The sequence below is a fragment of the Porphyromonas uenonis DSM 23387 = JCM 13868 genome (assembly GCF_000482365.1).
GTDB classification, from domain to species: Bacteria; Bacteroidota; Bacteroidia; order Bacteroidales; family Porphyromonadaceae; genus Porphyromonas; species Porphyromonas uenonis.
In genome coordinates this window covers 52,905-78,040 of record NZ_AXVC01000021.1, presented here as the reverse complement: position 1 = coordinate 78,040, position 25,136 = coordinate 52,905, and the positions used below count along the sequence as shown (strand labels likewise).

General features: G+C 54.0%; 23 protein-coding genes, 2 tRNA genes and 1 riboswitch. Of the genes, 15 read left to right on the top strand and 10 right to left on the bottom strand.

The window, feature by feature from the left end:
• Positions 1 to 115 precede the first annotated feature (115 nt).
• Positions 116 to 286 carry a hypothetical protein gene (locus tag L215_RS10020; RefSeq protein WP_154657825.1) on the bottom strand — a complete coding sequence of 57 codons (171 nt, stop codon included), beginning with the start codon at positions 284 to 286 and terminating at the stop codon, positions 116 to 118.
• Between the two features lie 511 nt (positions 287 to 797).
• Positions 798 to 1,011, top strand: a riboswitch (cobalamin riboswitch).
• A 112-nt stretch (positions 1,012 to 1,123) separates the two neighbouring features.
• On the opposite strand from L215_RS10020, the gene L215_RS0100920 reads away from it, so the two are divergent.
• The 8 genes from L215_RS0100920 to L215_RS09130 all read left to right on the top strand — a co-directional run bounded on the left by L215_RS0100920 (position 1,124) and on the right by L215_RS09130 (position 10,519).
• Entirely contained in the window at positions 1,124 to 2,110 is a 987-nt protein-coding gene (locus tag L215_RS0100920) for a sirohydrochlorin cobaltochelatase (RefSeq protein WP_044111532.1), read from the top strand.
• Positions 2,111 to 2,114: 4 nt separating this feature from the next.
• Entirely contained in the window at positions 2,115 to 4,274 is a 2,160-nt protein-coding gene (locus L215_RS0100915; protein ID WP_027451196.1) for a TonB-dependent receptor domain-containing protein, read from the top strand.
• Positions 4,275 to 4,316: 42 nt separating this feature from the next.
• A complete protein-coding gene (locus tag L215_RS0100910; protein ID WP_025883120.1) occupies positions 4,317 to 5,612 on the top strand; it encodes a hypothetical protein in 1,296 nt (431 codons plus the stop codon).
• Positions 5,613 to 6,173: 561 nt separating this feature from the next.
• Complete coding sequence (locus tag L215_RS0100905) at positions 6,174 to 7,610, top strand: aspartate ammonia-lyase (protein ID WP_027451195.1); 1,437 nt, start codon at positions 6,174 to 6,176, stop codon at positions 7,608 to 7,610.
• 102 nt (positions 7,611 to 7,712) lie between these two features.
• Positions 7,713 to 8,105 carry a nuclear transport factor 2 family protein gene (locus tag L215_RS0100900; protein WP_025883118.1) on the top strand — a complete coding sequence of 131 codons (393 nt, stop codon included), beginning with the start codon at positions 7,713 to 7,715 and terminating at the stop codon, positions 8,103 to 8,105.
• 46 nt (positions 8,106 to 8,151) lie between these two features.
• Positions 8,152 to 8,826: a YiiX/YebB-like N1pC/P60 family cysteine hydrolase gene (locus tag L215_RS0100895; protein WP_238296368.1), complete on the top strand. Its 675-nt coding sequence runs from the start codon at positions 8,152 to 8,154 to the stop codon at positions 8,824 to 8,826.
• A gap of 185 nt (positions 8,827 to 9,011) precedes the next feature.
• Positions 9,012 to 9,287, top strand: a complete 276-nt coding sequence (locus L215_RS0100890; RefSeq protein WP_025883115.1) for a hypothetical protein — start codon at positions 9,012 to 9,014, stop codon at positions 9,285 to 9,287.
• A gap of 215 nt (positions 9,288 to 9,502) precedes the next feature.
• Positions 9,503 to 10,519, top strand: coding sequence for a lysylphosphatidylglycerol synthase transmembrane domain-containing protein (locus tag L215_RS09130; protein WP_025883114.1), 1,017 nt, complete (start codon positions 9,503 to 9,505; stop codon positions 10,517 to 10,519).
• Between the two features lie 103 nt (positions 10,520 to 10,622).
• Here the strand turns inward: L215_RS09130 and L215_RS0100880 are convergent.
• The 6 genes from L215_RS0100880 to L215_RS0100855 all read right to left on the bottom strand — a co-directional run bounded on the left by L215_RS0100880 (position 10,623) and on the right by L215_RS0100855 (position 13,820).
• Positions 10,623 to 10,697 (bottom strand) — tRNA-Pro (locus L215_RS0100880).
• Between the two features lie 145 nt (positions 10,698 to 10,842).
• On the bottom strand, positions 10,843 to 11,316 hold the full coding sequence (locus L215_RS0100875; RefSeq protein ID WP_025883113.1) for a hypothetical protein: 474 nt from the start codon (positions 11,314 to 11,316) through the stop codon (positions 10,843 to 10,845).
• A 26-nt stretch (positions 11,317 to 11,342) separates the two neighbouring features.
• Complete coding sequence (locus L215_RS0100870) at positions 11,343 to 11,789, bottom strand: hypothetical protein (RefSeq protein WP_025883111.1); 447 nt, start codon at positions 11,787 to 11,789, stop codon at positions 11,343 to 11,345.
• Between the two features lie 86 nt (positions 11,790 to 11,875).
• Positions 11,876 to 12,424 (bottom strand): RNA polymerase sigma factor, encoded by a 549-nt coding sequence (locus tag L215_RS0100865; protein ID WP_025883110.1) that lies wholly within the window; start codon positions 12,422 to 12,424, stop codon positions 11,876 to 11,878.
• Positions 12,425 to 12,469: 45 nt separating this feature from the next.
• The gene (locus L215_RS0100860) at positions 12,470 to 13,537 is read right to left on the bottom strand and encodes an endonuclease/exonuclease/phosphatase family protein (RefSeq protein WP_027451194.1); all 1,068 of its coding nucleotides are present in this window, start codon (positions 13,535 to 13,537) and stop codon (positions 12,470 to 12,472) included.
• A gap of 210 nt (positions 13,538 to 13,747) precedes the next feature.
• A tRNA-Phe gene (locus L215_RS0100855) sits at positions 13,748 to 13,820 on the bottom strand.
• Between the two features lie 113 nt (positions 13,821 to 13,933).
• Here L215_RS0100855 and L215_RS0100850 point away from each other — a divergent pair.
• The 7 genes from L215_RS0100850 to folB all read left to right on the top strand — a co-directional run bounded on the left by L215_RS0100850 (position 13,934) and on the right by folB (position 20,529).
• On the top strand, positions 13,934 to 14,917 hold the full coding sequence (locus L215_RS0100850) for a dihydroorotate dehydrogenase-like protein (protein ID WP_027451193.1): 984 nt from the start codon (positions 13,934 to 13,936) through the stop codon (positions 14,915 to 14,917).
• A gap of 62 nt (positions 14,918 to 14,979) precedes the next feature.
• Entirely contained in the window at positions 14,980 to 15,657 is a 678-nt protein-coding gene (locus tag L215_RS0100845) for a YiaD family glycine zipper/OmpA-like lipoprotein (protein WP_025883108.1), read from the top strand.
• A 99-nt stretch (positions 15,658 to 15,756) separates the two neighbouring features.
• A complete protein-coding gene (locus L215_RS0100840) occupies positions 15,757 to 16,755 on the top strand; it encodes a DUF5106 domain-containing protein (protein WP_025883107.1) in 999 nt (332 codons plus the stop codon).
• Positions 16,756 to 16,766: 11 nt separating this feature from the next.
• On the top strand, positions 16,767 to 17,639 hold the full coding sequence (gene rfbA, locus L215_RS0100835) for a glucose-1-phosphate thymidylyltransferase RfbA (RefSeq protein ID WP_025883106.1): 873 nt from the start codon (positions 16,767 to 16,769) through the stop codon (positions 17,637 to 17,639).
• A gap of 303 nt (positions 17,640 to 17,942) precedes the next feature.
• Entirely contained in the window at positions 17,943 to 19,178 is a 1,236-nt protein-coding gene (locus tag L215_RS0100830) for an L-serine ammonia-lyase (protein WP_025883105.1), read from the top strand.
• Between the two features lie 13 nt (positions 19,179 to 19,191).
• A complete protein-coding gene (locus L215_RS0100825; RefSeq protein WP_025883104.1) occupies positions 19,192 to 20,121 on the top strand; it encodes a cation diffusion facilitator family transporter in 930 nt (309 codons plus the stop codon).
• A gap of 33 nt (positions 20,122 to 20,154) precedes the next feature.
• Positions 20,155 to 20,529 carry a dihydroneopterin aldolase gene (gene folB, locus L215_RS0100820; RefSeq protein ID WP_025883103.1) on the top strand — a complete coding sequence of 125 codons (375 nt, stop codon included), beginning with the start codon at positions 20,155 to 20,157 and terminating at the stop codon, positions 20,527 to 20,529.
• Positions 20,530 to 20,533: 4 nt separating this feature from the next.
• Here folB and uvrB read toward each other — a convergent pair whose 3' ends face one another.
• The 3 genes from uvrB to L215_RS0100805 form a co-directional block, all read right to left on the bottom strand.
• Positions 20,534 to 22,567, bottom strand: a complete 2,034-nt coding sequence (gene uvrB, locus L215_RS0100815; protein WP_027451192.1) for an excinuclease ABC subunit UvrB — start codon at positions 22,565 to 22,567, stop codon at positions 20,534 to 20,536.
• A 15-nt stretch (positions 22,568 to 22,582) separates the two neighbouring features.
• Positions 22,583 to 23,332, bottom strand: a complete 750-nt coding sequence (locus L215_RS0100810) for a hypothetical protein (RefSeq protein ID WP_025883102.1) — start codon at positions 23,330 to 23,332, stop codon at positions 22,583 to 22,585.
• A gap of 163 nt (positions 23,333 to 23,495) precedes the next feature.
• Positions 23,496 to 24,707: a 4-phosphoerythronate dehydrogenase gene (locus L215_RS0100805; protein ID WP_027451191.1), complete on the bottom strand. Its 1,212-nt coding sequence runs from the start codon at positions 24,705 to 24,707 to the stop codon at positions 23,496 to 23,498.
• Positions 24,708 to 25,136 lie beyond the last annotated feature (429 nt).

Here is a 25,136-nt window from a genome sequence, read left to right as displayed (position 1 = left end):
GATATGCGTTTCTACGGTGGCTTTGTTCTGCTAACAAAGCAAGCCGAGTAACGACATGACGTGTAACCCGCTGTAGGGACGCACGGAAGTGTTTAGCGGGAAGGCGTCCGTTGCGTCAAAGGTTACAGCGTCCGTTGTCGAACGATGAGACGTGTAGCGAAATGTAGGGACGCACGATCGTGCGTCCGTTGTCAAACGATGAGACGTGTAGCGAAATGTAGGGACGCACGGGAGTGTTTAGCGGGAAGGCGTCCGTTGTATCAAAGGTTACTGTGTCCGTTGTCAAACGATGAGACGTATAACGGCTGTAGGGACGCACGATCTGTGCGTACGTTGTGTCAAAGGTTACAGCGTCCGTTGTCAAACGATGAGACGTGTAGCGAAATGTAGGGACGCACGGAGAGTGTTTAGCGGGAGGGCGTCCGTTGTGTCAAAGGTGACAGCGTCCGTTGTCGAACGATGAGATGCGTAGCGACATGTAGGGACGCACGGGAGTGTTTAGCGGGAGGGCGTCCGTTGTGTCAAAGGTTACAGCGTCGTCCCGCTTTAACGGGGACGGACGCTCGACCGAGCGTCCCTACACAGGGCTACTCGTCTCGCTGTTCGACAACGGACGCCATCCCGCTAGACACTCTCGTGCGTCCTACAACCGTTACTCGTCCATCCCTTCTCGCCCTCTTCCCGATGGCTCCGATGGCTCCGATAGTTCCGATCCCCTCTCTGACTTCTAACCTCTAACCTCTGACCTCTAATCTCTAATCCTCTAGTTTCTAGCCTCTTTTTTGTACCTTTGCGGCGCAACATCTTTGAGTGGTGGTGCATCAGCTCGTCTGCCGAGCGATGCAAGAGGGAAGTCCAGTGCGAATCTGGTACAGTGCCCGCTACTGTGATCCCCCCATTCCACAAAGCCTATCACAAGAGTCGTATGAGCCACTGTCTGACCGAGGTCAGGTGGGAAGGCGGTGATAGGCTGGGGTAAGTCAGGAGACCTGCCACCGCTCGTAACTTAGTATATAACTGTGTACGCTCGGTGGCAAGCGTACCTCAATGCTATGTCAATCAATCAAAGGCATATCTCTCTCAAGAGGTGCTACGCTTGCGAGCGTGGTGCTACCTCTGTGCTATGCTTAGACTTGACCTAGCAGATCAAAGCAACAACCGTATGATGCAACGACTCCTATTATATATGACACTACTCCTAGGTGGGCTCTCGCTACAGGCGGGCAATAAGATCTTTGAGACCGACTCGCTCTTTGCCGCTATGGCACCTGGTGACAAAGGCGCTATTCTCGTGGTTCACTTTGGCACGACCCATGACGACACCCGTCGGGTCACCCTCGATGCGATCAACGAGCGCATAGCCTCCGCCTATCCCAACCTAGAGGTTCGTCAAGCTTACAGTTCGCGTATCGTGCGCAAGCGTCTAGCAGCACGGGGTATAGAGATCCCCACGCCAGGCGAAGCACTCAAAGAGCTCGCCCGTGAAGGCTTTACCCATCTGCTGGTTGTCTCTACGACCATCGTCGATGGGGTAGAGATGGAGTCGCTATCCTATGAGGTGGCGCATCAGCAGAGCCACTTTAAGAAGATCAGACTGGTGACGCCACTCCTCTTCTACGAGAGTGATTATAGGGATTTGACCGCCATCATGACCGCTCATCTAGAGCCCGATGTGGCTTACCTCTGGGTGGGTCACGGCACCTACGATAGTGCCACGGCTCAGTATGCGATGCTGGATCACTATCTGCAGCGCCACGGCTATGGTCAGGTGATCGTGGGCTGTGTGGAGGGTTACCCGTACTATGAGGAGGTGCTCGAGCGTCTGCGTGCTACGGGTCTCAAGCGAGTCTGCCTACAGCCGCTTATGATCGTGGCGGGCGAGCATGCCCAGGAGGATATGCTCCAAGAGTGGCAGCCCCGTCTAGAGGCGCTCGGCTATCAAGTTGAGAGCGTAGTGCGTGGTCTCGGCGAACTGCCAGAGATACAGGAGATGATCCTGAGGAAAGTGGACTTCTTCATGACACACCGTCGTCTCTCCATTATGGACAAGAAAGCGATCTACGAGGAGACTGGCGAGAAGCTACACCAGTCCGACTCTATAGCTCAGTAAGCCTATGAGACGTAGCTACCTTTATCTATTTCTGCTCCTAGCTAGCTGTGTGCTCCCGCTTACAGCGCAGCGGAAGACCCGCACACAGCCTCACGATACGATAGACTATAAGAACCTCGGCGAGGTGATCGTCGTGGCGCCTACTCATAGACGTATCATGCAGCAGCAGACGCTCTCGGCGATCAGTCTAGATGTCAAGCCCCTCATCGCCTCGATGGGGAGTCTCAACGAACTGATCGCTCAGAGCTCGGGTGTACGTCTCAGAGAGTCTGGTGGGGTAGGCTCAAGCAATGAGCTATCGATCAATGGTCTGTCGGGTCATGCCGTTCGCTACTTTATCAATGGTGTGCCGCTCTCCTCGATGGGCGAGGGGGCTTCGCTCGCTACACTGCCGGTGAACCTCATTGACCGTGTTGAGATCTACAAAGGGGTCGTACCGCCTGAACTCGGTATGGACGCCCTCGGTGGAGCGGTCAATATCGTGACCAACAGCCGTGGGGAGAGCTATCTGGACTGTTCGCTGCGGGGTGGCTCCTTTCACACCTTTGCCCTAGATCTAGCGGGGCAGTATAGAGAGCAGCGGAGTGGCTTTACGGTGCGCCCCACGCTACGCTATCAGTACTCTAAGAATGACTACATCATGCGCGGCATGGAGGTGTGGAACGGCGAGACGCAAGAGTACGAGCGACGCGACTTCCGACGCTTTCACGATGGCTACCAGTCGCTCTTAGGACGTCTGCAGCTGGGCGTGACCAAGAAGCCATGGGCTGATGCAGCCCTGCTCGGGGTAGGCTATACAAAGAGCGCCAGCGAGATACAGACCGGCTTTCGTCAGACGCTGGTCATCGGTGAGGCAATGCGTGATCGCGACGATTTGAGCTTCTCGGCACACTATGCCAAGCGCAATCTCTTCACCCCAGGGCTCTCCGCCACGATAGACGCTTCCTTCGCTCGCAATCGTATCATAATCACAGATACCGCCTATCGCAAGTATAGCTGGGACGGCACCTTCGTAGAGACACACTACAGCGAGCTGATGCGCCGCACACGTATGATCCGCCACACGGTGCGCCCCAGCTGGACGGCTCGTGCTAACCTCGCCTACAGTATCCCTCAGGGCGGGCATCTCAACTTCAACTATCAGATGAGCTCCATAGCCAATGAGCGGTACGACACTTACGATCCCAACTTTGAGTCGTCACGAGACCGCATGGCGCAGCACATCTTCGGGCTCTCGTACGGGACGACACTCCTTCACGGGCGCTTGCGTGGAATGATCTTTGCCAAGGACTACCTCTACCACGTCGCCATCGAGCAGGCTGATATGTACTGGCTGACGGGTGTCAAAGATGTGCCTACGCAACAGACTAAAAACAATCTGGGCTACGGGCTAGGCCTACGCTACACGGTCGCTGACGAGCTAGCTGTCAAAGCCTCCTTCGAGCGTGCCACCCGCCTGCCGACAGCTCGTGAGCTGATGGGTAATGGAGCCAATATCTACCCCAACTTCAAGCTCCAGCCGGAGCAAGCTTACAACCTCAACCTAACGCTCTACGGACAGGCACAGTGGGGTGGTCTGCACTTCCTCAACTACGAGGCGACCGCCTTCTATCGCAACGTGTCCAACTACATCCATCGTGTGGTGCTGGGTGACGTCGAGAGCCAGTACGACAATGTCGGCTCGTCGCTCGTCCTCGGTGGCGAGATGGAGGTCAAGTATAACTATGCCAACCTCCTCGACCTCACGCTCAACGGCACCTACACCGACGAGCGGGACCGCACGCGCATCAACATCTACGGTCAGCCGAACCCGACCTATGGCTATCGAATCCCGAACGACCCCTTCCTCTATGGCAATCTACTCCTAGGGGCTAACTGGCGCAAACCGTTTGGCATCCAGGCGAGTGCCATACACTTCAACGCTGGACTGGGCTATATCCACTGGTTTTACCTCACCTGGGCAGCCTTCGGTCGCAAAAACACCAAGGCAGTCATCCCGACCAGCTACGACCTCTCGGCTGGGGTCACCTGGAGCTTCGCCCACGACCGCTACTCCATATCTCTACAGAGCAGCAATCTACTAGACCGTCCGCTCTACGACAACTATATGTTACAGAAGCCTGGACGCGCCTTCTACTGCAAGCTCCGCATATTCCTCAACTAGAAGAGACACGAACACTTATATCAATCATCAAAACAGATTACTATGACAAAAGCTTATCGCTTACTGGCGGCCCTCGTGGTCGCTCTCGTCACACTCTCATTCACGTCGTGTGGCACAGACAAGCCCAATACTGAGAAGGAGATAACCGTGGGCTATGACCTATGGGTTCCTTTGGGTGGAGCCACTGGTCAGTCAACCGCTAACAAGGATGCACACATCATCGCACGTGTTGCTGACCTGACCAATGGTGTCCTAAGTATCAAGGGAGAGGGAGTGGAGACTCCTGAATCTTTGACACCGAATGTGGTATATCACAAGGGTTACTACTACAACGTCTCTCGTGAGGGTCGCTTCGGCAAGTTCCGCGTGTCCAACACTGGCATCGAGACAATCAAGGAGATCCCTATGCCACAGATCCAGGATCGTCGCTTCTCGCACGCTTGGCTAGACGACAACACACTCGTCATGGTCAGCTCTGTAGGTGACAAGCAGGAGATGTCTTGGGTCAAGGTCGATGTCAACAAGATGGCCATCGTGGCTGAGGGCAAGCTTGACCTACCTAAGCCTGCTGAGGACGAGCTCTTCAACTCTAGCGGTCTGCTAGGCTACCGCAAGGCTGACAACACGCTCATCTTCCCACACGTCTATATGGAGAAGCCTAAGAAGGGCTCTATGGCACAGCCTCCCAAGCGTAGTGAGATCTACATCGCTTTCATTGATGCGACTACGATGGCGGTGAAGAAGATCGACAAGGACACACGCTGTGAGCATCTAAGCTCGACCTCTTTTGGTGAGACGCGTAGCCAGAAGACTTTCTTCGACTCTAAGGGCAACTTCTACTTTGCTGCAGCTTCCTGCAATATCCCCGAGAATGCTAAGAAGAAGAGCGGTACGAAGCAGCGCAGCTTCCTCTTCCGTGTCAACGCAGGCTCTATGGAGACGGACAAGAGTTTCGACGGCTATGCTCAGCCTCGTGGTAAGATCATCACGGTCTTCCCGCTCAATGATGACGAGGTGCTCCTCTATATGCAGGATCCTGACTTCAAGGAGAAGGGCAATACCGACTGGAGCAGCAAGACGAACCGCTACGTCTACTACTGGCTACGCTGCAACATCAAGACGCAGCAGGTGGAGCATATCAAGGACATTCCCTTTAGCAATGGCAACTTCGGTCAGTTGGTCGTACGAAATGGCGACTTGGTCAGCATCGGTGCTAATGTAGAGGGCGCTCCTACGACCATCTATCAGTACAACCTCAACACCCGTAAGGTGACCAAGGGCGCTACGCTGGCTGACGGCTTCGAGATAGATCGCATTATACCGATCGCCAAGGAGTAACATCCCCTAGCACAGCGCGACTACAGCCAGTCTCGTAGTCGTCGGGACGCACAGAACGAGTAGCCCTTTGTAGGGACGCACGATCTGTGCGTCCGTTGTGTCAAAGCAAGACGTGTAACGGTTGTAGGGACGCACGGGAGTGTTTAGCCGGAGGGCGTCCGTTGTATCAAAGCGATACGTGTAACCCTTTGTAGGGACGCACGATCTGTGCGTCCGTTGTGTCAAAGCAAGACGTGTAACGGTTGTAGGGACGCACGGGAGTGTTTAGCCGGAGGGCGTCCGTTGTATCAAAACGATACGTGTAACCTGTGCATTTGTTGTGTCAAAAGTTACGGCATCAGTGGTTTTAACGGGGACGGACGCACGACCGTGCGTCCCTACAGCCGTTACACGTCCCGCTTGGCCCCTTCATTTCGCTGTAAGAAAATAAAGAGGTATCTTTGCCAAACGGATTGTACAGTCACGCTCGCACACCCACACTCGATACAGAGTCTCACGGGTAAGAAAGCGTCTCTAGAACTCTCTTGCAAAGCAAAATACAGATAATACAACTATATAGACATGACGGCTAATAAGCAAATGAGAACGGAAGGCGACCTGCTAGGCGATCGCCAACTACCCGCAGACGCACTCTATGGGGTGCAGACGCTACGCGGTATGGAGAACTTTCAGATTAGCAACTTCAAGCTGAGCCAGTACCCTTACTTCATCAAGGGTCTAGCCTACACTAAGTGGGGTGCGGCTGTTGCCAACCACAGCGAGGGCATCCTGACCGATGAGCAGTACGAGGCTATCGTCTTCGCCTGCAAGGAACTGATCGCTGGCAAGCATCACGATGCTTTTGCAGTGGATATGATACAGGGTGGCGCTGGTACGACGACCAATATGGCTGCCAACGAGGTGATCTGCAATATTGCCCTCCAGAAGATGGGTCACAAGCCTGGCGAGTACAAGTTCCTCGCTCCCAATGATGGAGTCAACGCTTCACAGTCAACCAATGATGCTTACCCCACAGCCATTCACCTAGGGCTATACCCCAAGGGACTAGAGGTGTACAAGCATGTCGAGCAGCTTGTTGCAGCGCTCCGTGCTAAGGCTGAGGAGATGAAGCATGTCCTCAAGATAGGTCGTACGCAGCTACAAGATGCTGTACCTATGACGCTGGGACAGACCTTCCACGGCTTTGCATCTATCCTAGAGGAGGAGCTACCTAGGCTCAAGAGTGCCAGCGAGGAGTTCCTAACGGTTAATATGGGTGCTACCGCTATCGGTACTGGTATCGCCTCAGAGCCAGGCTATGCAGAGGCTTGTGTCAAGGCATTGGCTGAGATCACGGGCTGGCCAGTCAAGCTGAGCGCTGACCTCGTCGGTGCTACGAGCGACACCTCCGTCATGATCGGCTACTCATCCGCACTACGTCGTATCGCTGTCAAGATCAATAAGATCTGCAACGACATCCGTCTCCTCTCCTCTGGTCCTAGAGCTGGTATTGGCGAGTTTAACGTACCCGCGATGCAACCAGGCTCCTCCATCATGCCAGGTAAGGTGAACCCCGTCATCCCTGAGGTGATGAGTCAGGTATGCTACAAGGTGATGGGCAACGATACGACCGTCCTGATGGCTGGCGATGCTGCTCAGATGGAGCTCAACGCTATGGAGCCTGTCATGGCTCAGTGCTGCTTCGAGAGCTCTGACCTGATGATGCGTGGTATCACGACCCTCATCGAGCGTTGTATCACAGGTATCACGCCCAACGAGGAGCGTTGCCGTCAGCAGATCGAGGCTTCGATCACGATCGTCACGGCGCTCAACCCAATCATCGGTTATAAGAACTCAACCAAGATTGCCAAGGAGGCTCTTGAGACGGGCAAGGGTATCTACGAGCTAGTCCTGGAGCACGGCATCCTAGACAAGAAGGATCTCGACGAGGTGATGGATCCCAAGCACATGACCCAGCCCTCTAAGCTCGACCACATCAAGCCTAAGAAGCAACTATAAGCGGATATTGATGGGGTGGGGGAGACACAAGCCACCCCGTCAATACATCCCCCTAGACTACAGAGGAAATAGGAACTACTAACCTTTAAGACCTTATATATTATGAAGAGATTAGCTTTAATCAGTTTCGCATTCGTCAGCATGCTGGCGTTTGTAGCTTGTTCTACTCCCCAGAAAAAGGCGGAGCGGGTCGCGATGGACTTCTTCAAGGCGCTCAATGCTGGCGACTACGACAAGGCTCGTACCTACACAGCTTCTGAGCAGGCTGAGGCGTATGTAAATGTTGTGTCCTACTTTGCCTCCGAAGAGTCTGAAGAGGAAAAGGCCGCTAGAGCTAAAACTATGAGCCGTATCGCTCGCACGGAGGGGCAAGATACGATTACTTGCTATGTCGAGACGATCGACTCCTCAGACGATCCAGACACACTCAAGCAGAAGGTGGTCCTCACCCAGGTGAACAACGAGTGGAAGATCGTTGAGGTCCCTATGAAGTAACCGAGGCGACTGTCACTCCGACACGCACTCTTCTAGACTTAATCTTATGATGAAGTCTATCTATCACAAGCCCCAAGAGCTAGTGAGGTCTCTCCTCCTACTGCTCTTGGGGCTTGCTCTATCTGGTACTGTCGCCTGCTCGTCTCATCACGAGCGAGAGATGATCGCCATTGATACGACGACACTGCGACCTGGCAGTCTCATACTGCGTCGTGGCGAGGGGATGCTCTCGGCATTCTTTAGCAAGGTGGCCTCCGAGGGGCAGAGCTACAGCCACTGCGGTATCATCGACTATGACTCTACTAGCCATCGCTGGGTCGTATGGCATGCCTATCAGGACAGCTCGCTCGGTGCTGACGGCATCTTCCGCCAGCCACTAGACAGCTTCCTGATGGAGTCTGAGGCGGTCGCTATCTATCCCGCCTTAGCGCTAGACAGCTTAGGCTTGCAGAAGATGAGAGCCTACATAGCGCTACATCGCCCTGGGGGGAGGTATCCCAAGAGGTTTGACTCGCGCTTTGACCTCAGAGATACGACCACGCTCTACTGCACCGAGTTTGTCGCACTCGCTTACAATAGCACAGGCATCCCTGACTATCAGATCACGCCTACGGGTCATCTGCCGGGCGTTTCCTACGCTTATTATACACTTGATGACTTGATAAAGGGGCTCCACCCCGTGCCGCTCTCATCGGGTGGTAGATTTTCTCAATCTCATTAAAGATCAGAAGTCAATCAATGAATTGATGCTTTTGTGCCATTAGACCGCTTCCACAAAGCATTTGACCCGACTGTTTAGACGGTTTGAAAGATCAAAGAACTAATCCTAGGTATCCTAACCCCTTGCACATTCGAAAATAATGTGTACCTTTGCACCAGTTACTAATCACTTATACTAAAGCTAATATGAAGAAGGTATTTGTACTCGTAGCTGCTGTTGCAGCTCTAAGCCTTGTTTCTTGCAACAAGGAGAACAAAACTCAGGACGCTCAGAATGCTGAGCAGAATGTTGAGAACGCTCAGGAGAATCTTGACGCAGCTGCTCAGGATCTACAGCAGGCAACTCAGGATGCAGCTCAGGTAGTTGCTGATGAGGCTAACGCTACTGCAGACGCTGCTGCAGACGCAGCTAACGCTGCTGCTGACAAGGCTCAGGAGGCTGCTGATCAGATCAAGAAGTAAACACCAACTTCTCTAGATCACTCAGAATCTGAGATAACCTAAGCAACAAAACATGTTGAAGGTCACCTAGTCCTCTTAGTGAGGGTTAGGTGACCTTTGCTGTTGTAAACAGGCTGTTGGCTGTTGGCTGTTGGCTAGAGCTACTAGTGCCACTAGAGAACTAATCTCTAACCTCTAATCTCTAGCCTCTAACTTCTTTTTCGTACTTTTGGAGCGTGAAGACAGTACGACACTCTTGGCAGTGGTGGCTGAAGAACTTCTTGCCACTCCTCATAGGCCTAGCGATATTGTTTTACCTCTATCGCCATCTAGAGCTCGCTGACACGCTACGCTTGCTACAGCATGGTGTGCGCTACGAGTATCTGCTCTTGTCTCTGCCTCTGGGACTCCTGGGCAATGTGGTGCGAGGCTATCGCTGGCATCTGCTGATGCGACCGCTCTACAACCCACCGGCACGACCTATCAATCCCATCTTAATCACAGTCGGGAGCTATGCGGTCAACTTTGTCATACCACGTGCTGGCGAGGTGTGGCGCTGCACGGAGATGAAGCAGCGGGAGGACTATGCGCTCTCGGCAACGGTCGGCACGCTCCTAGTGGACCGTCTGTCAGATGCACTCATCGTCTTAGCGCTCCTAGTCGCTATGATGCTGTTTCAGGCGGGTGCTATATCACAGATCTTAGCCACACGGGGACTGTCGCTCGGAGGTGGGTTGGGGCGCCTCTTTTCATCAGACTACACCACTGCATGGATCATCGCGAGCGGGGTACTACTCGTCATCGTGCTGGTCCTCTATCGATTTAGGAAGAGTCACTTTATGCAGCGTGTCAGAAGCAAGCTACGCTCTGTCCTGCAGGCTGCCTCAACATTGAGAGGATGGCGCGCTTGGAGCCAGTTTCTCGTGCTTACGATCCTCTTGTGGGTCGCTTACTACTACTTCTTCTACGTCACATTTGGCGCTTTTGCTTTCACTGCTGAGCTGGGGCATCGTATTGCTTTTGCCACTTTTGTGCTCTCCACCTTGATGATTGCCGTGCCTACGCCTGCAGGGGTAGGTCCGTGGCACTATGCGGTGATTATATCGCTTACCGCCTTCGGTGTGAGCGAGGCTGAGGCGGGGCAGTTCGCCCTGATCGTGCATGCTGTACAGACGCTGTGGACTATCTCCGTGGGGGGCATAGCTATCATGCTCCTGCCTATCATCAATCGAAAATACAAGCGGGAGGAGTGAAAATAGAAACCTGCGAAAAGGCGATAGCAGCGGATGAATTGGCAATAGAAACAAAAATAGAGTGACACCAGTGTGCCACTCTATTTTCATCTTAGCTTCTTTGTCGGGGTACCAGGATTCGAACCTGGGACCCCCTGCTCCCAAAGCAGGTGCGCTAACCGGACTGCGCTACACCCCGAAGCTTCTGATTGGCGTGATACGGGAGAGAAAGCTCCCTTCTCGTGCCGATCGTGGTGCAAAGATACGACATTTAATTGAATAAACAAGCGCCTGTGCGAGCAAATACACACGTTGATCCATTGACGGCGTTTGTAATTGCTGAACTACCTTCGGTCTGAGCGGTAGGACTGACTGCGCTTGATATACTTTCTAGCGAACTCTCGCTGTACCTGCTGATAGTTGACCAACTTACGAGCAGGTATCTGCTTGCGTAGCTTTGTCATAGTCTGCTCGTCTATCTCTGCGAGTTGCAGTTTGATCTGTTGCTCACGCTGGAGGCACTTAGTCGCTTGCGCCTCTGATAGAGTCTCGCTCTTTGTCAGTTCGTACTGCTCTCGGAGCTCACGCCATAGCGGTATCCGCTTTTTGTCTGCTTCTCGTAGGGTACGGTCCAGGTAAGTAGCTTCGTCAGCTGTCAGGCCTAGCTCCTGTGCGAAAAACTCTTTGCGCTGCTTGACCAGCTCCTCTCGTCTACGACTGTCTGTCTCACTACGAGACTGCTGCGCTACGACGAGGTCGGGCAGGAGTAGTATAGGAAGGAGTATCCATAGTAGGTGGTAAAGCGTGCGTCGTGTCATATCGTGTCTAGGCGTTTGTCATCGTTTTATAGCTCATCCTCAGAGAGTGCTCCCAGTGTCTCTCCTATAGCGTAGTCATCTAGGAGAATATCTACACAGGTCTCGTATAGATAGTCTGCGTACTCGGCGTCTGTGAGAGGGGTCACACTGAGATCGTAGACAGAATTAGCCACCTCATCGCTCGAGCGAAGCGGCTCCTGGACATCTCCGCGCCATACGCCCCATAGAGCTACCACGGCGATTACGACTGCCGCGACAGCAGTCCATGGGCGTAGCTTCACCCATAGCTTAGCTCTACGATGAGAGCTAGGCGCCACTACGGTGTCTGACGCAGGCACTGGCTCATCAAGCGGTATCTGCGATAGGATACGAGTGGATAGGTCATCAAAGTATCCCTCAGGCACATGGTAATGCGCTAGCCGCTCCGAGAGCGGGGGTATCTGACGGATGTTATCTTCTGAAGGTGTAGGCATGAGATGTGATTATGTCTAGTCTAGAGCGACCTCGCGGGGGGACGTCTCCTCTTACACCTTATTGGATATAGGTGAGCCTGGTAAGTTTAATCCAGATTGGAGACGTACTGCTGAATCTTCTTGACAGCATGGTGGTACGACGCTTTGAGGGCTCCTTCAGAGGTGTCTGTAATGGCAGCCATCTCTCGGTAAGGCATCTCATCAAAGTAGCGCATCTCGAAGACCTGTCGTTGCTTCGGAGGAAGCGTCTCGAGGGCTTGCTGTAAGATTAGTTCGCCCTTGTCTCCATCGAAGTATGGGTTTGCGACGGCACTCTCTAGGAGGTAGCTAGTATCTTCACTGACAGCGTATTCGTTGTCCGTGATGCGCTTCTTCTTTTTGTTGTAGTTGATCGCCTCAAAGAGAGCGATGCGATAGATCCAGGTGTAAAACTTTGCCTCTCCTCTGAAGGAACCAAGATTTTGCCACGCCTTCAGAAAGGTCTCCTGTAGCACGTCGTCCGCATCGTCATGCTGTCTGACGATGCGACGGATCAACCAGTAGAGCTTCTCCTGATACATCTGTACCGCCTCCGTAAAGGCGACGGCACGTGTCTCAGGCTTCATAATCTGCTCTTGCAGTTCATCTTCGGTCATGCTACGAGGCAACTACATAAAGTCTATTGCGACAACGATGCGGAGCTACTTTGTTGCTACACCCTTGACTAGGTAGACATACACGGGGAAGTGGTCTGAGTAACCCCCTTTCCACTGCCCGCCGACGAAGGTGCGGAGCGTATATCCCTTGTACTGGCCGCTCTGCTGAATCATGAAAGGCTGCTTGAAGATAAAGCCCATGTCGGTCGTCTCGGGATCACGGTATAGTTGCCAGGTCGTGGGGTTGCTACCGATGAGCTCGCCATTGACGACGATGATATCAAAGAGATTCCACACGTCACGATAAGCGAGTGTCCCCATACCCTTATTATATAGTTGTAGCATAGGGGTGTAGTAGTCAGCCGGCTTCGTCTGCTCTGGATGATTCTGCACACCGAGGCCTTCGCGTACACTGGGGCTGATGGGGTCATCGTTGAAGTCTCCCATCATGATCACTTTGCTGCCTGGGAAGAGTGTATAGAGTGAGTCCGCCACGCTACGCATCGTCTTAGCAGCAGCCATACGACGATGCAGAGAGACCGCCTCACCACCGCTACGTGAGGGCCAGTGACCCACGAGGACATGTACGATCTCACCATCGAGGAGTCCCGAGGCGTAGACCACATCTCGTGTCTTGATCCACGGCTCATTAGGTATCTCTACGGCTCTGGCACCTGATGCAAAGACCTTATAAACATCAGGCTGGTAGAGTATAGCGCAGTCTATGCCACGACGATCAGGCGAGTCGTAGTGTACGATATTGTAGTGCTTATCCCGTAGTGACTCCTCGGCGATCAGATCCTCGAGGACGCCTCTATTCTCTATCTCGGCCACCCCGATGATTGCAGGGCCATTGCCACCGATGAGTGAGATCACGTGAGACATGTTGCGGAGCTTGTGCTGGTAGCGCTCGGGCGTCCAGCGATTGGCTCCCTCGGGAAGAAACTCCTCGTCATTGTTCTCCTGATCGATGGTGTCAAAGAGGTTCTCCAAGTTATAGAATGCGACCGTCACCCGCTGAGACGTGGTGCTCTGCTGTGCAGATATGATCCCAAAGGAGAGAGCGAGTAGGGCGATCAGCCAGCCCCATCTATATTGTGTGCTATGTGTCATAAGTTAATCGTTGAAGTATTAGGATACGCTTTCACAAAAGTACTGATAAATGTCGGATTACCCAAGGCCTCATCTATAAAGCTTCAGTTAAGGGCACGACAGAAGGTGCGATCTCACTAGCGAGGTCACGTCAGGTGGTAGATCAGTCGGCCGATAAGCACAAAAAAAAAGACCCCGCAATCATTGCGAGGTCTCAAAATCGTATCAGAGTGGTGCCACCAGGAATCGAACCGGGGACACAAGGATTTTCAGTCCTTTGCTCTACCAACTGAGCTATGGCACCGTCTTTTCTGCGTTTTGGTGATGCAAAGGTACGACAACTTTTTGAATTGACCAAACGATGGCGCAATCAAGCTTATTTTGTATCTTTGCGAGTAGTAACATAGCACAAATAGCATGGTGGACTTGACATCACACTACGGAGGTATCGTCCTTCGCAATCCAATCATAGCTGGCAGCTCGGGTCTCACATCCTCACTCCAGCAGGTTAAGGCGTTAGCACAGGCTGGCGCAGGCGCAGTAATACTTAAGTCGCTCTTTGAGGAGCAGATAGAAGCGACGGCTTTGCAAGCTGAGGCCGAGATGGCCACCTCTTATCCAGAGGGGCTGGACTACATGCTACACTACACGCGTCAGCATGAGGTAGAGAAGTATCTAGACCTAATCCGTGAGGCTAAGCAGGCTATTGACATCCCCGTCATCGCCAGTATCAACTGTTATCGTGGTGGCGAGTGGCTCTCTTTTGCCCGTAGCATAGAGGAGGCAGGTGCAGATGCGCTCGAGCTCAACGTGATGCGCATCGAGACGGATCCTGCACAGCGTGGTAGTGATCTGGAGAAGGAGCTCGTAGATCTAGCTATCTCGATCACCCGTACCGTACAGATACCTGTCGTCTTCAAGATCTCAGATCGCTTTACCAATATTCTTTACCTGGCACAGGAGCTGGTCAAGAGTGGCGTCAAGGGCTTGACCTGCTTTAACAAGAGCTGGCAGACCGATATCAATATAGATACCCTAGAGATCGTCCAGGGCCCTGTCATCTCGACGGGTCACGAGCTGTATAACACGCTGAAGTATACGGGGCTCCTCACTGGCAAGCTCCCTCAGCTCGCTGTCTCAGCCTCAGGAGGTGTCATGGACTACGCCGGCATCGTCAAGAGTCTCCTCGTCGGGGCTAGCTCTGTACAGGTTGCCTCGGCTCTATATCAGCACGGGGTACCCCATCTGACGAAGATGCTCGAGGAGCTCACACAGTGGATGACTCAGCATGGATACAGATCTATCGATGAGTTTAGAGGTAACCTCAACGCCTCTAAGCAGTCAGACCAAGAGCTCTACATGCGCTCACAGTTTATGCGTTACTTCAGTAATAAGGCATAAGGTCAAAGCTTAGACACATACATATTAACGACATATTTACTAACTCAAATATCACAGCAATTATGAACAAACTATCTATCACAGCGGGCATTGTAGCCGTGGCTCTCTCCCTATCTAGTTGTGGAGCAATCAACGGGACTCTCCTCGGTGCTGGCGCTGGTACAGCCGTAGGTGCTGGTCTAGGTGCTGGTATCGGTAAGGTCGCCGGCAATACGGGCGCTGGTGCAGCTATCGGTGCCGTCGTAGGCGGTGCTGCTGGTGCACTCATCGGCAATCGCATGGACAAGCAGAAGAAGGAGCTCGAGCAGCAGCTACCCGAGGGTACGCAGGTTGAGTCCGTCAACGAGGGACAGGCTATCAAGGTCGTCTTCGACAGCGGTCTACTCTTCAACACCAGCTCGAGCACGCTAAGCTCCTCTTCACGCAATGATCTGCGTAAGTTTGCGGACAACCTCAATAAGAACCATGACACCGTCCTAGAGATCATCGGTCACACCGACAGCTCGGGCAACGATCGTATCAACGATCCGCTCTCACGTGATCGCGCTAAGAGCGTCCGCGACTTCCTCGAGGGTCAGGGTGTCTCCTCTACACGTATGAAGTACGAGGGACGTGGTAGCCATGAGCCTGTAGACACGAACGCAACCGCTGAGGGTAAGCGCAAGAACCGTCGTGTAGAGGTCTTCATCCTACCTAGCCAGAAGATGATCGAAGAGGCTAAGGCCGGTACGCTGAAGTAGTCTCTCTTTCCCAAAACGCATCACGCTCTTGAACTTTCACAGGGCGTGGTGCGTCTCTTTTTTACCCATTCACTCACCACCATTCATAGACAGAGCTATATGCCTCACTTCCTACAACTGATCTCTACGACTATCCTGCTCACCCTAGCTCTCTTCTCCTGCAGTGCTACCGGCAAGCAACATACTCAGACACCTGTGCCGCTGGAGGCCTCCTTTGAGGTCGTGGACACGACGCGGGTCAACGAAGTGACAGTACAGCCCTATCCGATGGTTGAGATTCCCGAGAATGTACGGGAGCCACTAGAGCGGGCGCACTATGCCCTGGAGCACTTCTTCGACCGTTGGCCAGAGGCTGCCATGGAGCAGGTGATCGACTCCGCTGCCATGGAGCAGGGATTTGTGGACTACCTATATGTATATAGCAATATGCCTGCAGGAAGTGTCACCCAGGAGGACTTACTCCGCCCGCTCAAACTGATGCGTGGCAAAGCTCTGAGCGAGGCTCTCCGGCTCTACACCAAGTACCTTTATGAGAGCAGATCGCCTCTGAAGAATCACAAACTCTATATCCAAGCCCTGCAGTGGGCCACCACAGCACCACAGGTAGAGTATGTAGACCAAGTGGTCTACAAAGACATGCTCTCTATCGTGTCGCAAAACCAAGTCGGTACACCTGCCTCAGACTTTACTATGATCCTAGCACAGCCAGCAGCAGAGGGCTACACCTTTGCCGACACAACGCTCTACGCACTACGTAGCAAGCCCAAGGTGGTCATCTTCTACACCCCCGGATGTGATCGCTGTACGCATCTACTGGAGGAGGTGACTCACGACCAGATATTACAACGAGCTAATCAAGCTGGCAAGGTGGAGATACTCTACGTCTCGCTTGTCTACGAGCGTAGCGAGTGGGAGCAGGGCCTCTCGGCGCTACCACCCTTTGGTACACCCGCCTTCAATGGGGATCTGCGGCTCCTCGAGGAGTCACTCTATGACCTAGCTACCACGCCTGTCATATATGTTGTCTCCTCCGATGGTATCGTGCTACAGCGGGAGGCTTCGCTTGCAGAGGTCAGACACTACGTTTCTACACTTTAATCTATGACTCTATGAAGGGTATCATACTAGCAGGCGGTACGGGTAGCAGACTCTATCCACTGACCAAGTCTGTCAGTAAGCAGCTCCTGCCGGTCTACGACAAGCCGATGATTTACTATCCGCTCTCTACGCTGATGCTAGCGGGCATTCGCGATATCCTGATCATCAGCACGCCACAGGATCTGCCGAGCTTCGAGCGCCTCCTAGGCGATGGCACCGCTTATGGTATCGAGCTAACGTATGCCGAGCAGCCTCGTCCTGAAGGCTTGGCGCAAGCTTTCATCATAGGACGGGAGTTCATCGGCACGGACGACGTCTGTATGGTCCTTGGCGACAATCTCTTTCACGGAGCCAGCTTTGCCACACAACTAGCTGCAGCTCGGGACAACGTCATCCAGCATCGCCTCGCCACCATCTTCGGCTATCCCGTCTCTGATCCGACACGCTATGGTGTCGTTGCTCTAGATGCCAGTGGCAAGCCTACAGATATAGAGGAGAAGCCTCAGCATCCCAAGAGTAATCTAGCCGTCGTGGGTCTTTACTTCTATCCAAATGATGTGGTTCAAGTGGCGCAAAGCATCACCCCCTCGGAGCGTGGGGAGCTAGAGATCACAGCGGTCAATGACTACTACCTGCAGCAACAGCAGCTCTCCGTCATATCCCTCGGACGTGGCTTCGCATGGCTCGATACGGGTACCCATGAGGCGCTCATGGAGGCGACCAACTATGTCAGTGTCATACAGAAGCGTCAGGGACTGGTGATCGCCTGTCTGGAGGAGATCGCCTTTCATCAGGGCTGGATCACGCTCGCTCAGCTGCAATCCGCTGCTGATCAGCAGCGAGGTAGTACCTACGGCCAGTACCTCGCCAGCATCAAGGGGTAGCCGAATAGACTGTCATAGGAATGCAAACTGTCAGCACGCGCGAAGCTTCGTAGCGTGCTGATTTCGTTATATATACGAGTTCCAAAAGTAGTTCCACCTTTGGAACTTTTTAGTTCCAAGGGAGGAACTTTCGAGTTCCAGCGGAGGAACTTTTTAGTTCCAAGGGAGGAACTATCTGAAAACTCCGCCCTAAATCTCTGCCTTCTCACCTCTAATATCTGACTTCTAGTTTCTAGCTTCTACCCTCTAATCTCTTTTTCGTACCTTTGACCCGTCAACTAGACTACACGCCTAACAACTATGATGGACTCTATCAAGCAAATATATAAGATCGGTCACGGACCGAGCAGTAGCCATACGATAGCTCCTATGCGAGCCTCGAAGATGTTTCTGACGCAAATCAAGGAGCTACCCGTGGAGCGTATCGAAGTGACCCTTTATGGGAGCCTTGCTGCTACCGGCAAGGGGCACATGACGGACCAAGCGATACTCTCTGTGCTCAACCCAGTCCACCCGACGACGATCCTCTGGGAGCCTCGTGTGGAGCTCACCTTTCACCCGAACGGGATGAGGTTTGTCGCCTTTGACAAGGAGGGCAAGGAGCTCAAGGAGTTCAAGGTCTATAGCATCGGTGGCGGTACGCTCGCCAATGAGAACTTCAACGAGCAGGTCACGACGCCGGTCTACGAACTCTCGACGATGGCTGACATTATGGATTATCTGGACCAGCGAGGCCTCTCTTACTGGGAGTACGTCGAGCGCTGCGAGGGACCCGATATATGGGACTACCTCGCTGAGGTATGGGAAGTGATGAAGCAGAGTGTGCAAGAGGGACTGGCTGCCGAAGGTGTCCTGCCGGGAGGCCTGCGTCTGCGTCGCAAAGCGGCCGACACGCTGGTCAAGTCTCTGAGCTACAAGGATAGCGTCCGGACTCGTGGTATGGTCTACTCCTACGCCTTGGCGGTGAGTGAGCAAAACGCTGCTGGCGGACGGGTCGTCACAGCGCCTACCTGCGGTTCGTGTGGTGTCATGCCAGCGGTACTTCTGTATCTACAGGAGACGCGCGGCTTCCGTGATGAACGTATCCTGCGTGCCTTGGCTACGGCGGGACTCTTTGCCAATGTGGTGCGTACGAACGCTTCGATCAGTGGCGCTGAGGTAGGCTGTCAGGGCGAGGTGGGTGTCGCCTGCGCTATGGCTGCTGCGGCGGCTAGTCAGCTCTTCGGCGGGACGCTCCATCAGATCGAGTATGCGGCCGAGATGGGCTTGGAGCACCACCTGGGGCTTACTTGTGATCCTGTCTGCGGACTGGTGCAGATCCCCTGTATCGAGCGCAATGCTTTTGCGGCTAGCCGTGCGCTGGATGCGAATACCTATGCCAACTTTACCGATGGCCGTCACCGTGTGAGCTTTGATCAGGTGGTCGCAGCCATGCACCAGACGGGTAAGGACCTGCCGAGCCTCTACAAAGAGACGGCTGAGGGTGGACTTGCTCTCCTTCACGAGAAGTACGGTGGCAAGATCCTCATCGAGGACTAAGCCAGCTCACCTGATGAATCAACAGCGACATACGGATCAGCGCACCCGTACCATCTATCGGGTGACACTGGTGGGCGCTTTGATCAACGTAACGCTCACGCTCCTCAAGCTCGTCGTGGGCTTCGTCGGGCATAGTGTTGCTTTGATCGCTGATGCTGTACATTCGCTCTCAGACTTCTGCACGGATGTTATCGTGACGCTCTTTGTGGGCATTGCGGGCAAGCCTAGAGATACTAAGTATCGCTATGGATATGGTAAGTATGAGTCGATAGCTACGCTCATCATAGCGACCGTGCTGATGGGTATCGGCATCTCTATGCTGCTCAAGAGTGGGGAGGCGATCTATCTCTTCTTTGCCTCTGGGGTTGTTCCGAAGAAGCCTTCGCTCTGGGCGGCTATCATCGCTTTTGTCTCAATTCTATCGAAGGAGTGGCTCTTTCGCTATACCAAAGGGGTCGCTGAGCGGGTGCATAGTAATACGGTGCTGGCGAATGCGTGGCATCATCGCACGGACGCTTACTCCTCTATCGCTGTCCTCGTGGGTGTCCTGGGGGCAGCCTTGCTGGGCAATAAGTGGGCTATCCTCGACCAAGTGGCTTGTGCGGGTGTCAGTTTCTTTATCGTCTGGGCGGGTGCCCAGCTCATCTCGACTCCTTGGCGTGAGCTGACTGAGCATAGTCTCTCCGAGGAGGAGCAGCAGACGATCCTAGATATCATCGAGGCCGAGTACCCAGGGCATCATCCGCACAATCTCAATACCCGTAGCTTAGGCTCTGCCGTTGCCATCGAGGTGGACATTTACCTGCCTGACGAGACGCCTGTCATCCTCGCTCACGAGCGGGCTACCCACATAGAGAACAAGCTCAAGGAGCACTATGGCGAGCACACTCATGTGGTAGTGCATGTGGAGCCGATGGCGATTATGAATACAGATCACGAATAGCCAAAGGCTAGAACTAAGTCAAACAACCTTCCCATGAAAGCAACCATCCGGATAGTCAATGCACACTTCTACTCCTATATAGGAGCGCTCCCCGAGGAGCAGGTGCTGGGCAATAGATACATCGTCAACCTCACGGCTACTTACGATGCGACCCAGGCGGTCCAGAGCGACGATGTGGCCGATGCGGTGAGCTACGCAGACCTCTACAATGTGGTAGCGGACAAGATAGGCCACTCTCGGGATAATCTCCTTGAGTATGTCGCTGGACAGATACTAAAGGAGATACTAACTAACTACAAGCTGGTGGACAGATGCGAGATAACCATCCAGAAAGCGATCCCGCCTATCGAAGGAATCATCGAAGCTGCCAGCGTCACGCTCGCAGCTAGTCGCGAAGACGACAAGTAACGGGTTACTTCTTTTGACCCTCTAGGCGACTCTGCAGTGCGTACATCTCGTCACGCAGTTGTGCTGCCTCGACGAAGTTGAGCTCTTTGGCGGCGGCATACATTTGCTTGCGCACCTGCTCGATCAGCTCTGGAAGCTTGTCCTGCGTGAGGTACTCAGCAACAGGCGAGGCGACAGCTATCTCTTCCTCGACATAAGCTTCGGCTTGTGCCGAGGATTTTGTTGTTACATAGCCCTCCTGCGAGAGCGCATTCGTTCGCTTGCTCACCACCTGTGTCGGAGTAATGTGATGCTCCTCATTGTAGGCAATCTGCTTAGTACGGCGGCGGTTGGTCTCGTCGATAGTCGCCTGCATGCTGTCGGTGATGCTGTCTGCGTAGAAGATGACCAGCCCGTGTACGTTGCGGGCGGCACGTCCTGCCGTCTGGGTGAGCGAGCGGTGCGAGCGGAGGAAGCCCTCCTTGTCCGCATCCAGTATAGCGACGAGCGAGACCTCGGGAAAGTCCAGTCCCTCACGTAAGAGGTTGACTCCGACCAAGACATCGTAAGCACCCTCACGCAGACTGTCCATAATCTGGATACGCTCCAGCGTGTCCACATCGCTGTGTATGTAGGCGCACTTGATGCCCGCCCGTATGAGGTAGTCGCTCAGCTCCTCCGCCATACGCTTCGTCAGGGTCGTGACCAGCGTCCGCTCGTTGCGCTCCGTGCGTATGACGATCTCCTCCATCAGATCGTCTACCTGATGCTCCGTGGGGCGTATCTCGATGGGCGGGTCCAGTAGTCCCGTGGGACGTATCACCTGCTCGACCACCACGCCCTCGCTCATGTTGAGCTCGTAGTCGGCCGGCGTGGCGCTGACGTAGATCACTTGGTTCGTCAGATTGACAAACTCGCTAAACTCCAACGGTCTATTGTCCAAAGCCGCTGGCAGACGAAAGCCATACTCGACCAAGGTGGTCTTGCGCGCTTTATCTCCGCCATACATCGCTCGTATCTGCGGTATCGACACGTGGCTCTCATCGATGACCAGTAGGTAGTCATCGGGGAAGTAGTCCATCAAGCAGAAGGGACGCTCGCCCGGCTTGCGACCATCGAAATAGCGCGAGTAGTTCTCAATTCCCGAGCAGTAGCCCACCGCCTTGATCATTTCCAAGTCATAGGAGACTCGCTCGTAGAGTCGCTTCGCCTCAAAGAGATGTCCCTCGCGCTCCAGCTCGGCCGTGCGGTCGCCCAGATCCTTTTTGATCTCCACGATGGCACGTTGCGTCTGCTCCTCCGTCGTTACAAAGAGGTTGGCGGGGTAGATGCGTAGGTTGTCCAGTGTTCCCTGGCTCTCCGCCGAGACTGGGTCAATGATGGTGATCCGATCGATCTCGTCGTCCCACAGCTCGATGCGGTAAGCCACTCCTTCGAAAGACTCAATGGCGGGAAAGATGTCGATCGTATCTCCCTTCACCCGAAAGGAGCCACTCACGAAGTCCGCCTTATTGTTGACATAGTAAGACTCCGCCAGGCGTCGCATCAGCGCATCCCGCTCGATCTGCATACCCACCTCCAGCTTGATGATCTTATTCTCAAAGTCATTCGGATTGGCCATACCGTAGATGCAGGAGACCGAGGCGACCACAATCACGTCGCGACGACCCGAGAGAAGCGAAGCGGTCGCACGCAGTCGCAGCTTGTCCAGCTCCGCATTGATCGCCATGTCCTTCTCTATATAGGTGTCCGTATTGATCAGATAAGCCTCCGGCTGGTAGTAGTCGTAGTAGGAGACGAAGTACTCCACCGCATTGTTGGGAAAGAACGCCTTGAACTCGCTGTACAACTGCGCTGCCAACGTCTTGTTGTGGCTAATGACCAGCGTCGGGCGGTCCACCTGCTGGATCACATTGGCGATGGTAAAGGTCTTGCCCGAGCCCGTCACACCGAGGAGTGTCTGATGAGGCAACCCATCACGCACTCCCTGCGAAAGCTGAGCAATAGCCTCCGGCTGGTCGCCCGTCGGCTTATACTTTGAGGTTAATTGGAAGGACATGACACCTACTTGGTTCTACCGCTGTCCGTGCTTCTGCTTGGTCTCTAGGTACTTACTGTCGAGAGCCCAAGTCAGCCTAGGCTCTAGGGATATAACCTTGCGATACCACGCCTCTGCCTGCGTCTGCTCGCCGACGCCTACGTAGCACTCCGCAATCTGGACCAGGAGATTCAGGTAAAGCCACGACCCCTTGCTCTTGCCCTGCGAAACCATCGCACGCTCAGCACGAAGAAAGTAGTCAATAGCGCCACGCTTCGCATCCCCCTTGAAGAAAGCTGGTGCAAAGTACTGCGCATTGCCTCGCTGGATCAGGCCGATGACATTCTGCCGGTTCATCTTGATCGAACGATTCATCAGACTGATGCTCTTATTGCCCACGAGTGCTGCTCGGAGCCACGATATGCCGATACGATAAGTGTAGTAAGCCGATAGATAGGCGGTCATCTCAGCGGTCTTGTAGTCACACTCGATGAGATAGTCCACATGAGCCTTGTAGCGCTTGAGGTATTGCTCTGCCTCGCTGTTTTTGTCGCGTAGGATGCACTCAGCGATGTAGCCATACTCATACTCGACCAGCTCGGCAATGCGAGCGTAGCTCTTGTTTGGCTCAGCGTGCATACGGTCTATGACTCGCTTCCAGCTGTTGACGTCACGCTTCACATAAGCCTCGTAGACCTGCTTTTGGTCTGCCGTCTGTGCCCAGCTACTCCCAGCTCCCAAGAGGAGCACGAAGAGCAAAAGTCCCAATATCTGTCTTTGTCTCATACGATTATTATCTGTCTAAGGATTAACGAAACGACCCGTGCTATGACTGCCACCTGCCAACGGTATCAGTCTCTTCCCGAGCCCTTACATCCCCAAAGATACAAAACCTCATGCGAAGCGACAAAGCCCTCGGGTCGCTAGCCTTCGCAGTGAGGGGCTAGCCTTAGTCGTTCTCTACGACAAAGCCGAGAGCGGCGAGCGCAGGACGGACGGAGGCGGGGACGCCTCGTACGGTGTAGTCGCGTGGCTCGTAGGGGTGCTGGTAGTGGACGCGTTGCTGCTCGAAGGTGTCGGGCGTGGCAACCAGTCGGCGCATGATAGCTGGCAAGTCGAGCGTGTGAAGCATCGCACGCCAAGGCATCTGCCACGGCTCGCATCCCGAGAGGTCTAGGTATGGTTCCGCCAAGGGACGAGGGTGTGCCAGCGCTATGCGCTCCTCACTGAGACCAAAGAAGTCGCACAGGTGACGCAAACTCTGCACAGCGCCTTGCGCCTTACCATGTACCGAGAAGCCCGCAATGTGTGGTGTGCCGATGAAGACACGGTCTAGTAGTGCCTGCGCTATGTGTGGCTCGCCTTCCCAGCAGTCGATCACGGCTCCTGAGACCGCCTTGTCGTCTATCGCACGTACCAGTGTAGCGGTATCCACGACAGCTCCACGACAAGCGTTGATCAACCAAGGTCGTTGCTGAGCACTTCGCAAGAAAGCGTCATCGACCAAGTGATAGGTGGGGTATGCGCCCCCCTTAGTCAGAGGCACATGGCAGGTAATGATCGTAGCCGATGAGAGGAGCGTCTCTAGCTCTACGTAGCTACCTCGTAGAGCCGGCATAGCCTCCGCAAGGTAGGGACGTGGGAGCCCTTTGCTGTCCAGCTCCTCCAGATAGCTCTGCCAGTCGGGGTGCTCATCGTAAGCTGCCACGAGAGGCGGGTCATAGAGGAGCGTTCGCATGCCGAGCGCTTTGGCACGCTGATAGATCCGTCCGCCTGTATGTCCCGTACCAATGATGCCGAGCGTTATATCCTCAGGGGCCAAACCTTGCTCTAAGGCGATACGAGCGATCGCCGTCAGGACATATTGCGCCACGGAAGCAGCGTTGCACCCAGGAGCATTGTACCAACGAATGCCTGCCTCACGGCAGTAGTCGGTGTCTATATGGTCAAAGCCCGCTGTCGCTGAGGTGATCAGACGTACAGCACTACCCTCCAGTAGTGCTCGGTCACAGCGCGTCACGCTACGGATCATTAGCGCATCGGCCTCGGCAACCGCATCGGCCGTTATCTCACCGCTCGGCAAGTAGTGCGCCTCGACTCCGAGGGGCATGCCGTCGGCCATGTAGGGGATAGAACTATCTACGACTATTCGCAGGGACATATATAGCTACTTAATATAAAGACTTAGACTCCGCACATCTAACGAGTAGCCCTTTGTAGAGGGACGCACGGAAGTGTCTAGCGGGAGGGCGTCCGTTGTGTCAAAGGTTACAGGGAAGTGGTATTAACGGGGACGGACGCCCTCTCGCTAGATACTAGCCGTGCGTCCCTACAAATCGTTACTCGTCTCATCTGGCTAGTCGATTTGCGAAACTGAGTACAGAGGAAGGTGACTAGATCTACGCTCCCCATCGTGGGGGAAGTCTAGTCACCTTCGCTGTTCGTTATGCGTTGCTGAGAGCTACGATTACCTGAGACTGTTGCATAAAGGCGAATCGCTGTGTTGCTTTCGGGCTTCGGCTTCGGTCACATACGGAGGTATGCTCCCTTCAGACCTCACCCTCAGCGCCTTGCGCTTCATCCTTTCTGC

What these genes read in the sequence shown, in the direction of transcription:
- L215_RS0100920 (WP_044111532.1), top strand. Translation starts at nt 1,124, where the DNA reads ATGCTTAGACTTGACCTAGCAGATCAAAGCAACAACCGTATGATGCAA.
- L215_RS0100915 (WP_027451196.1), top strand. Translation starts at nt 2,115, where the DNA reads ATGAGACGTAGCTACCTTTATCTATTTCTGCTCCTAGCTAGCTGTGTG.
- L215_RS0100910 (WP_025883120.1), top strand. Translation starts at nt 4,317, where the DNA reads ATGACAAAAGCTTATCGCTTACTGGCGGCCCTCGTGGTCGCTCTCGTC.
- L215_RS0100905 (WP_027451195.1), top strand. Translation starts at nt 6,174, where the DNA reads ATGACGGCTAATAAGCAAATGAGAACGGAAGGCGACCTGCTAGGCGAT.
- L215_RS0100900 (WP_025883118.1), top strand. Translation starts at nt 7,713, where the DNA reads ATGAAGAGATTAGCTTTAATCAGTTTCGCATTCGTCAGCATGCTGGCG.
- L215_RS0100895 (WP_238296368.1), top strand. Translation starts at nt 8,152, where the DNA reads ATGATGAAGTCTATCTATCACAAGCCCCAAGAGCTAGTGAGGTCTCTC.
- L215_RS0100890 (WP_025883115.1), top strand. Translation starts at nt 9,012, where the DNA reads ATGAAGAAGGTATTTGTACTCGTAGCTGCTGTTGCAGCTCTAAGCCTT.
- L215_RS0100875 (WP_025883113.1), bottom strand. Translation starts at nt 11,316, where the DNA reads ATGACACGACGCACGCTTTACCACCTACTATGGATACTCCTTCCTATA.
- L215_RS0100870 (WP_025883111.1), bottom strand. Translation starts at nt 11,789, where the DNA reads ATGCCTACACCTTCAGAAGATAACATCCGTCAGATACCCCCGCTCTCG.
- L215_RS0100865 (WP_025883110.1), bottom strand. Translation starts at nt 12,424, where the DNA reads ATGACCGAAGATGAACTGCAAGAGCAGATTATGAAGCCTGAGACACGT.
- L215_RS0100860 (WP_027451194.1), bottom strand. Translation starts at nt 13,537, where the DNA reads ATGACACATAGCACACAATATAGATGGGGCTGGCTGATCGCCCTACTC.
- L215_RS0100850 (WP_027451193.1), top strand. Translation starts at nt 13,934, where the DNA reads ATGGTGGACTTGACATCACACTACGGAGGTATCGTCCTTCGCAATCCA.
- L215_RS0100845 (WP_025883108.1), top strand. Translation starts at nt 14,980, where the DNA reads ATGAACAAACTATCTATCACAGCGGGCATTGTAGCCGTGGCTCTCTCC.
- L215_RS0100840 (WP_025883107.1), top strand. Translation starts at nt 15,757, where the DNA reads ATGCCTCACTTCCTACAACTGATCTCTACGACTATCCTGCTCACCCTA.
- rfbA (WP_025883106.1), top strand. Translation starts at nt 16,767, where the DNA reads ATGAAGGGTATCATACTAGCAGGCGGTACGGGTAGCAGACTCTATCCA.
- L215_RS0100830 (WP_025883105.1), top strand. Translation starts at nt 17,943, where the DNA reads ATGGACTCTATCAAGCAAATATATAAGATCGGTCACGGACCGAGCAGT.
- L215_RS0100825 (WP_025883104.1), top strand. Translation starts at nt 19,192, where the DNA reads ATGAATCAACAGCGACATACGGATCAGCGCACCCGTACCATCTATCGG.
- folB (WP_025883103.1), top strand. Translation starts at nt 20,155, where the DNA reads ATGAAAGCAACCATCCGGATAGTCAATGCACACTTCTACTCCTATATA.
- uvrB (WP_027451192.1), bottom strand. Translation starts at nt 22,567, where the DNA reads ATGTCCTTCCAATTAACCTCAAAGTATAAGCCGACGGGCGACCAGCCG.
- L215_RS0100810 (WP_025883102.1), bottom strand. Translation starts at nt 23,332, where the DNA reads ATGAGACAAAGACAGATATTGGGACTTTTGCTCTTCGTGCTCCTCTTG.
- L215_RS0100805 (WP_027451191.1), bottom strand. Translation starts at nt 24,707, where the DNA reads ATGTCCCTGCGAATAGTCGTAGATAGTTCTATCCCCTACATGGCCGAC.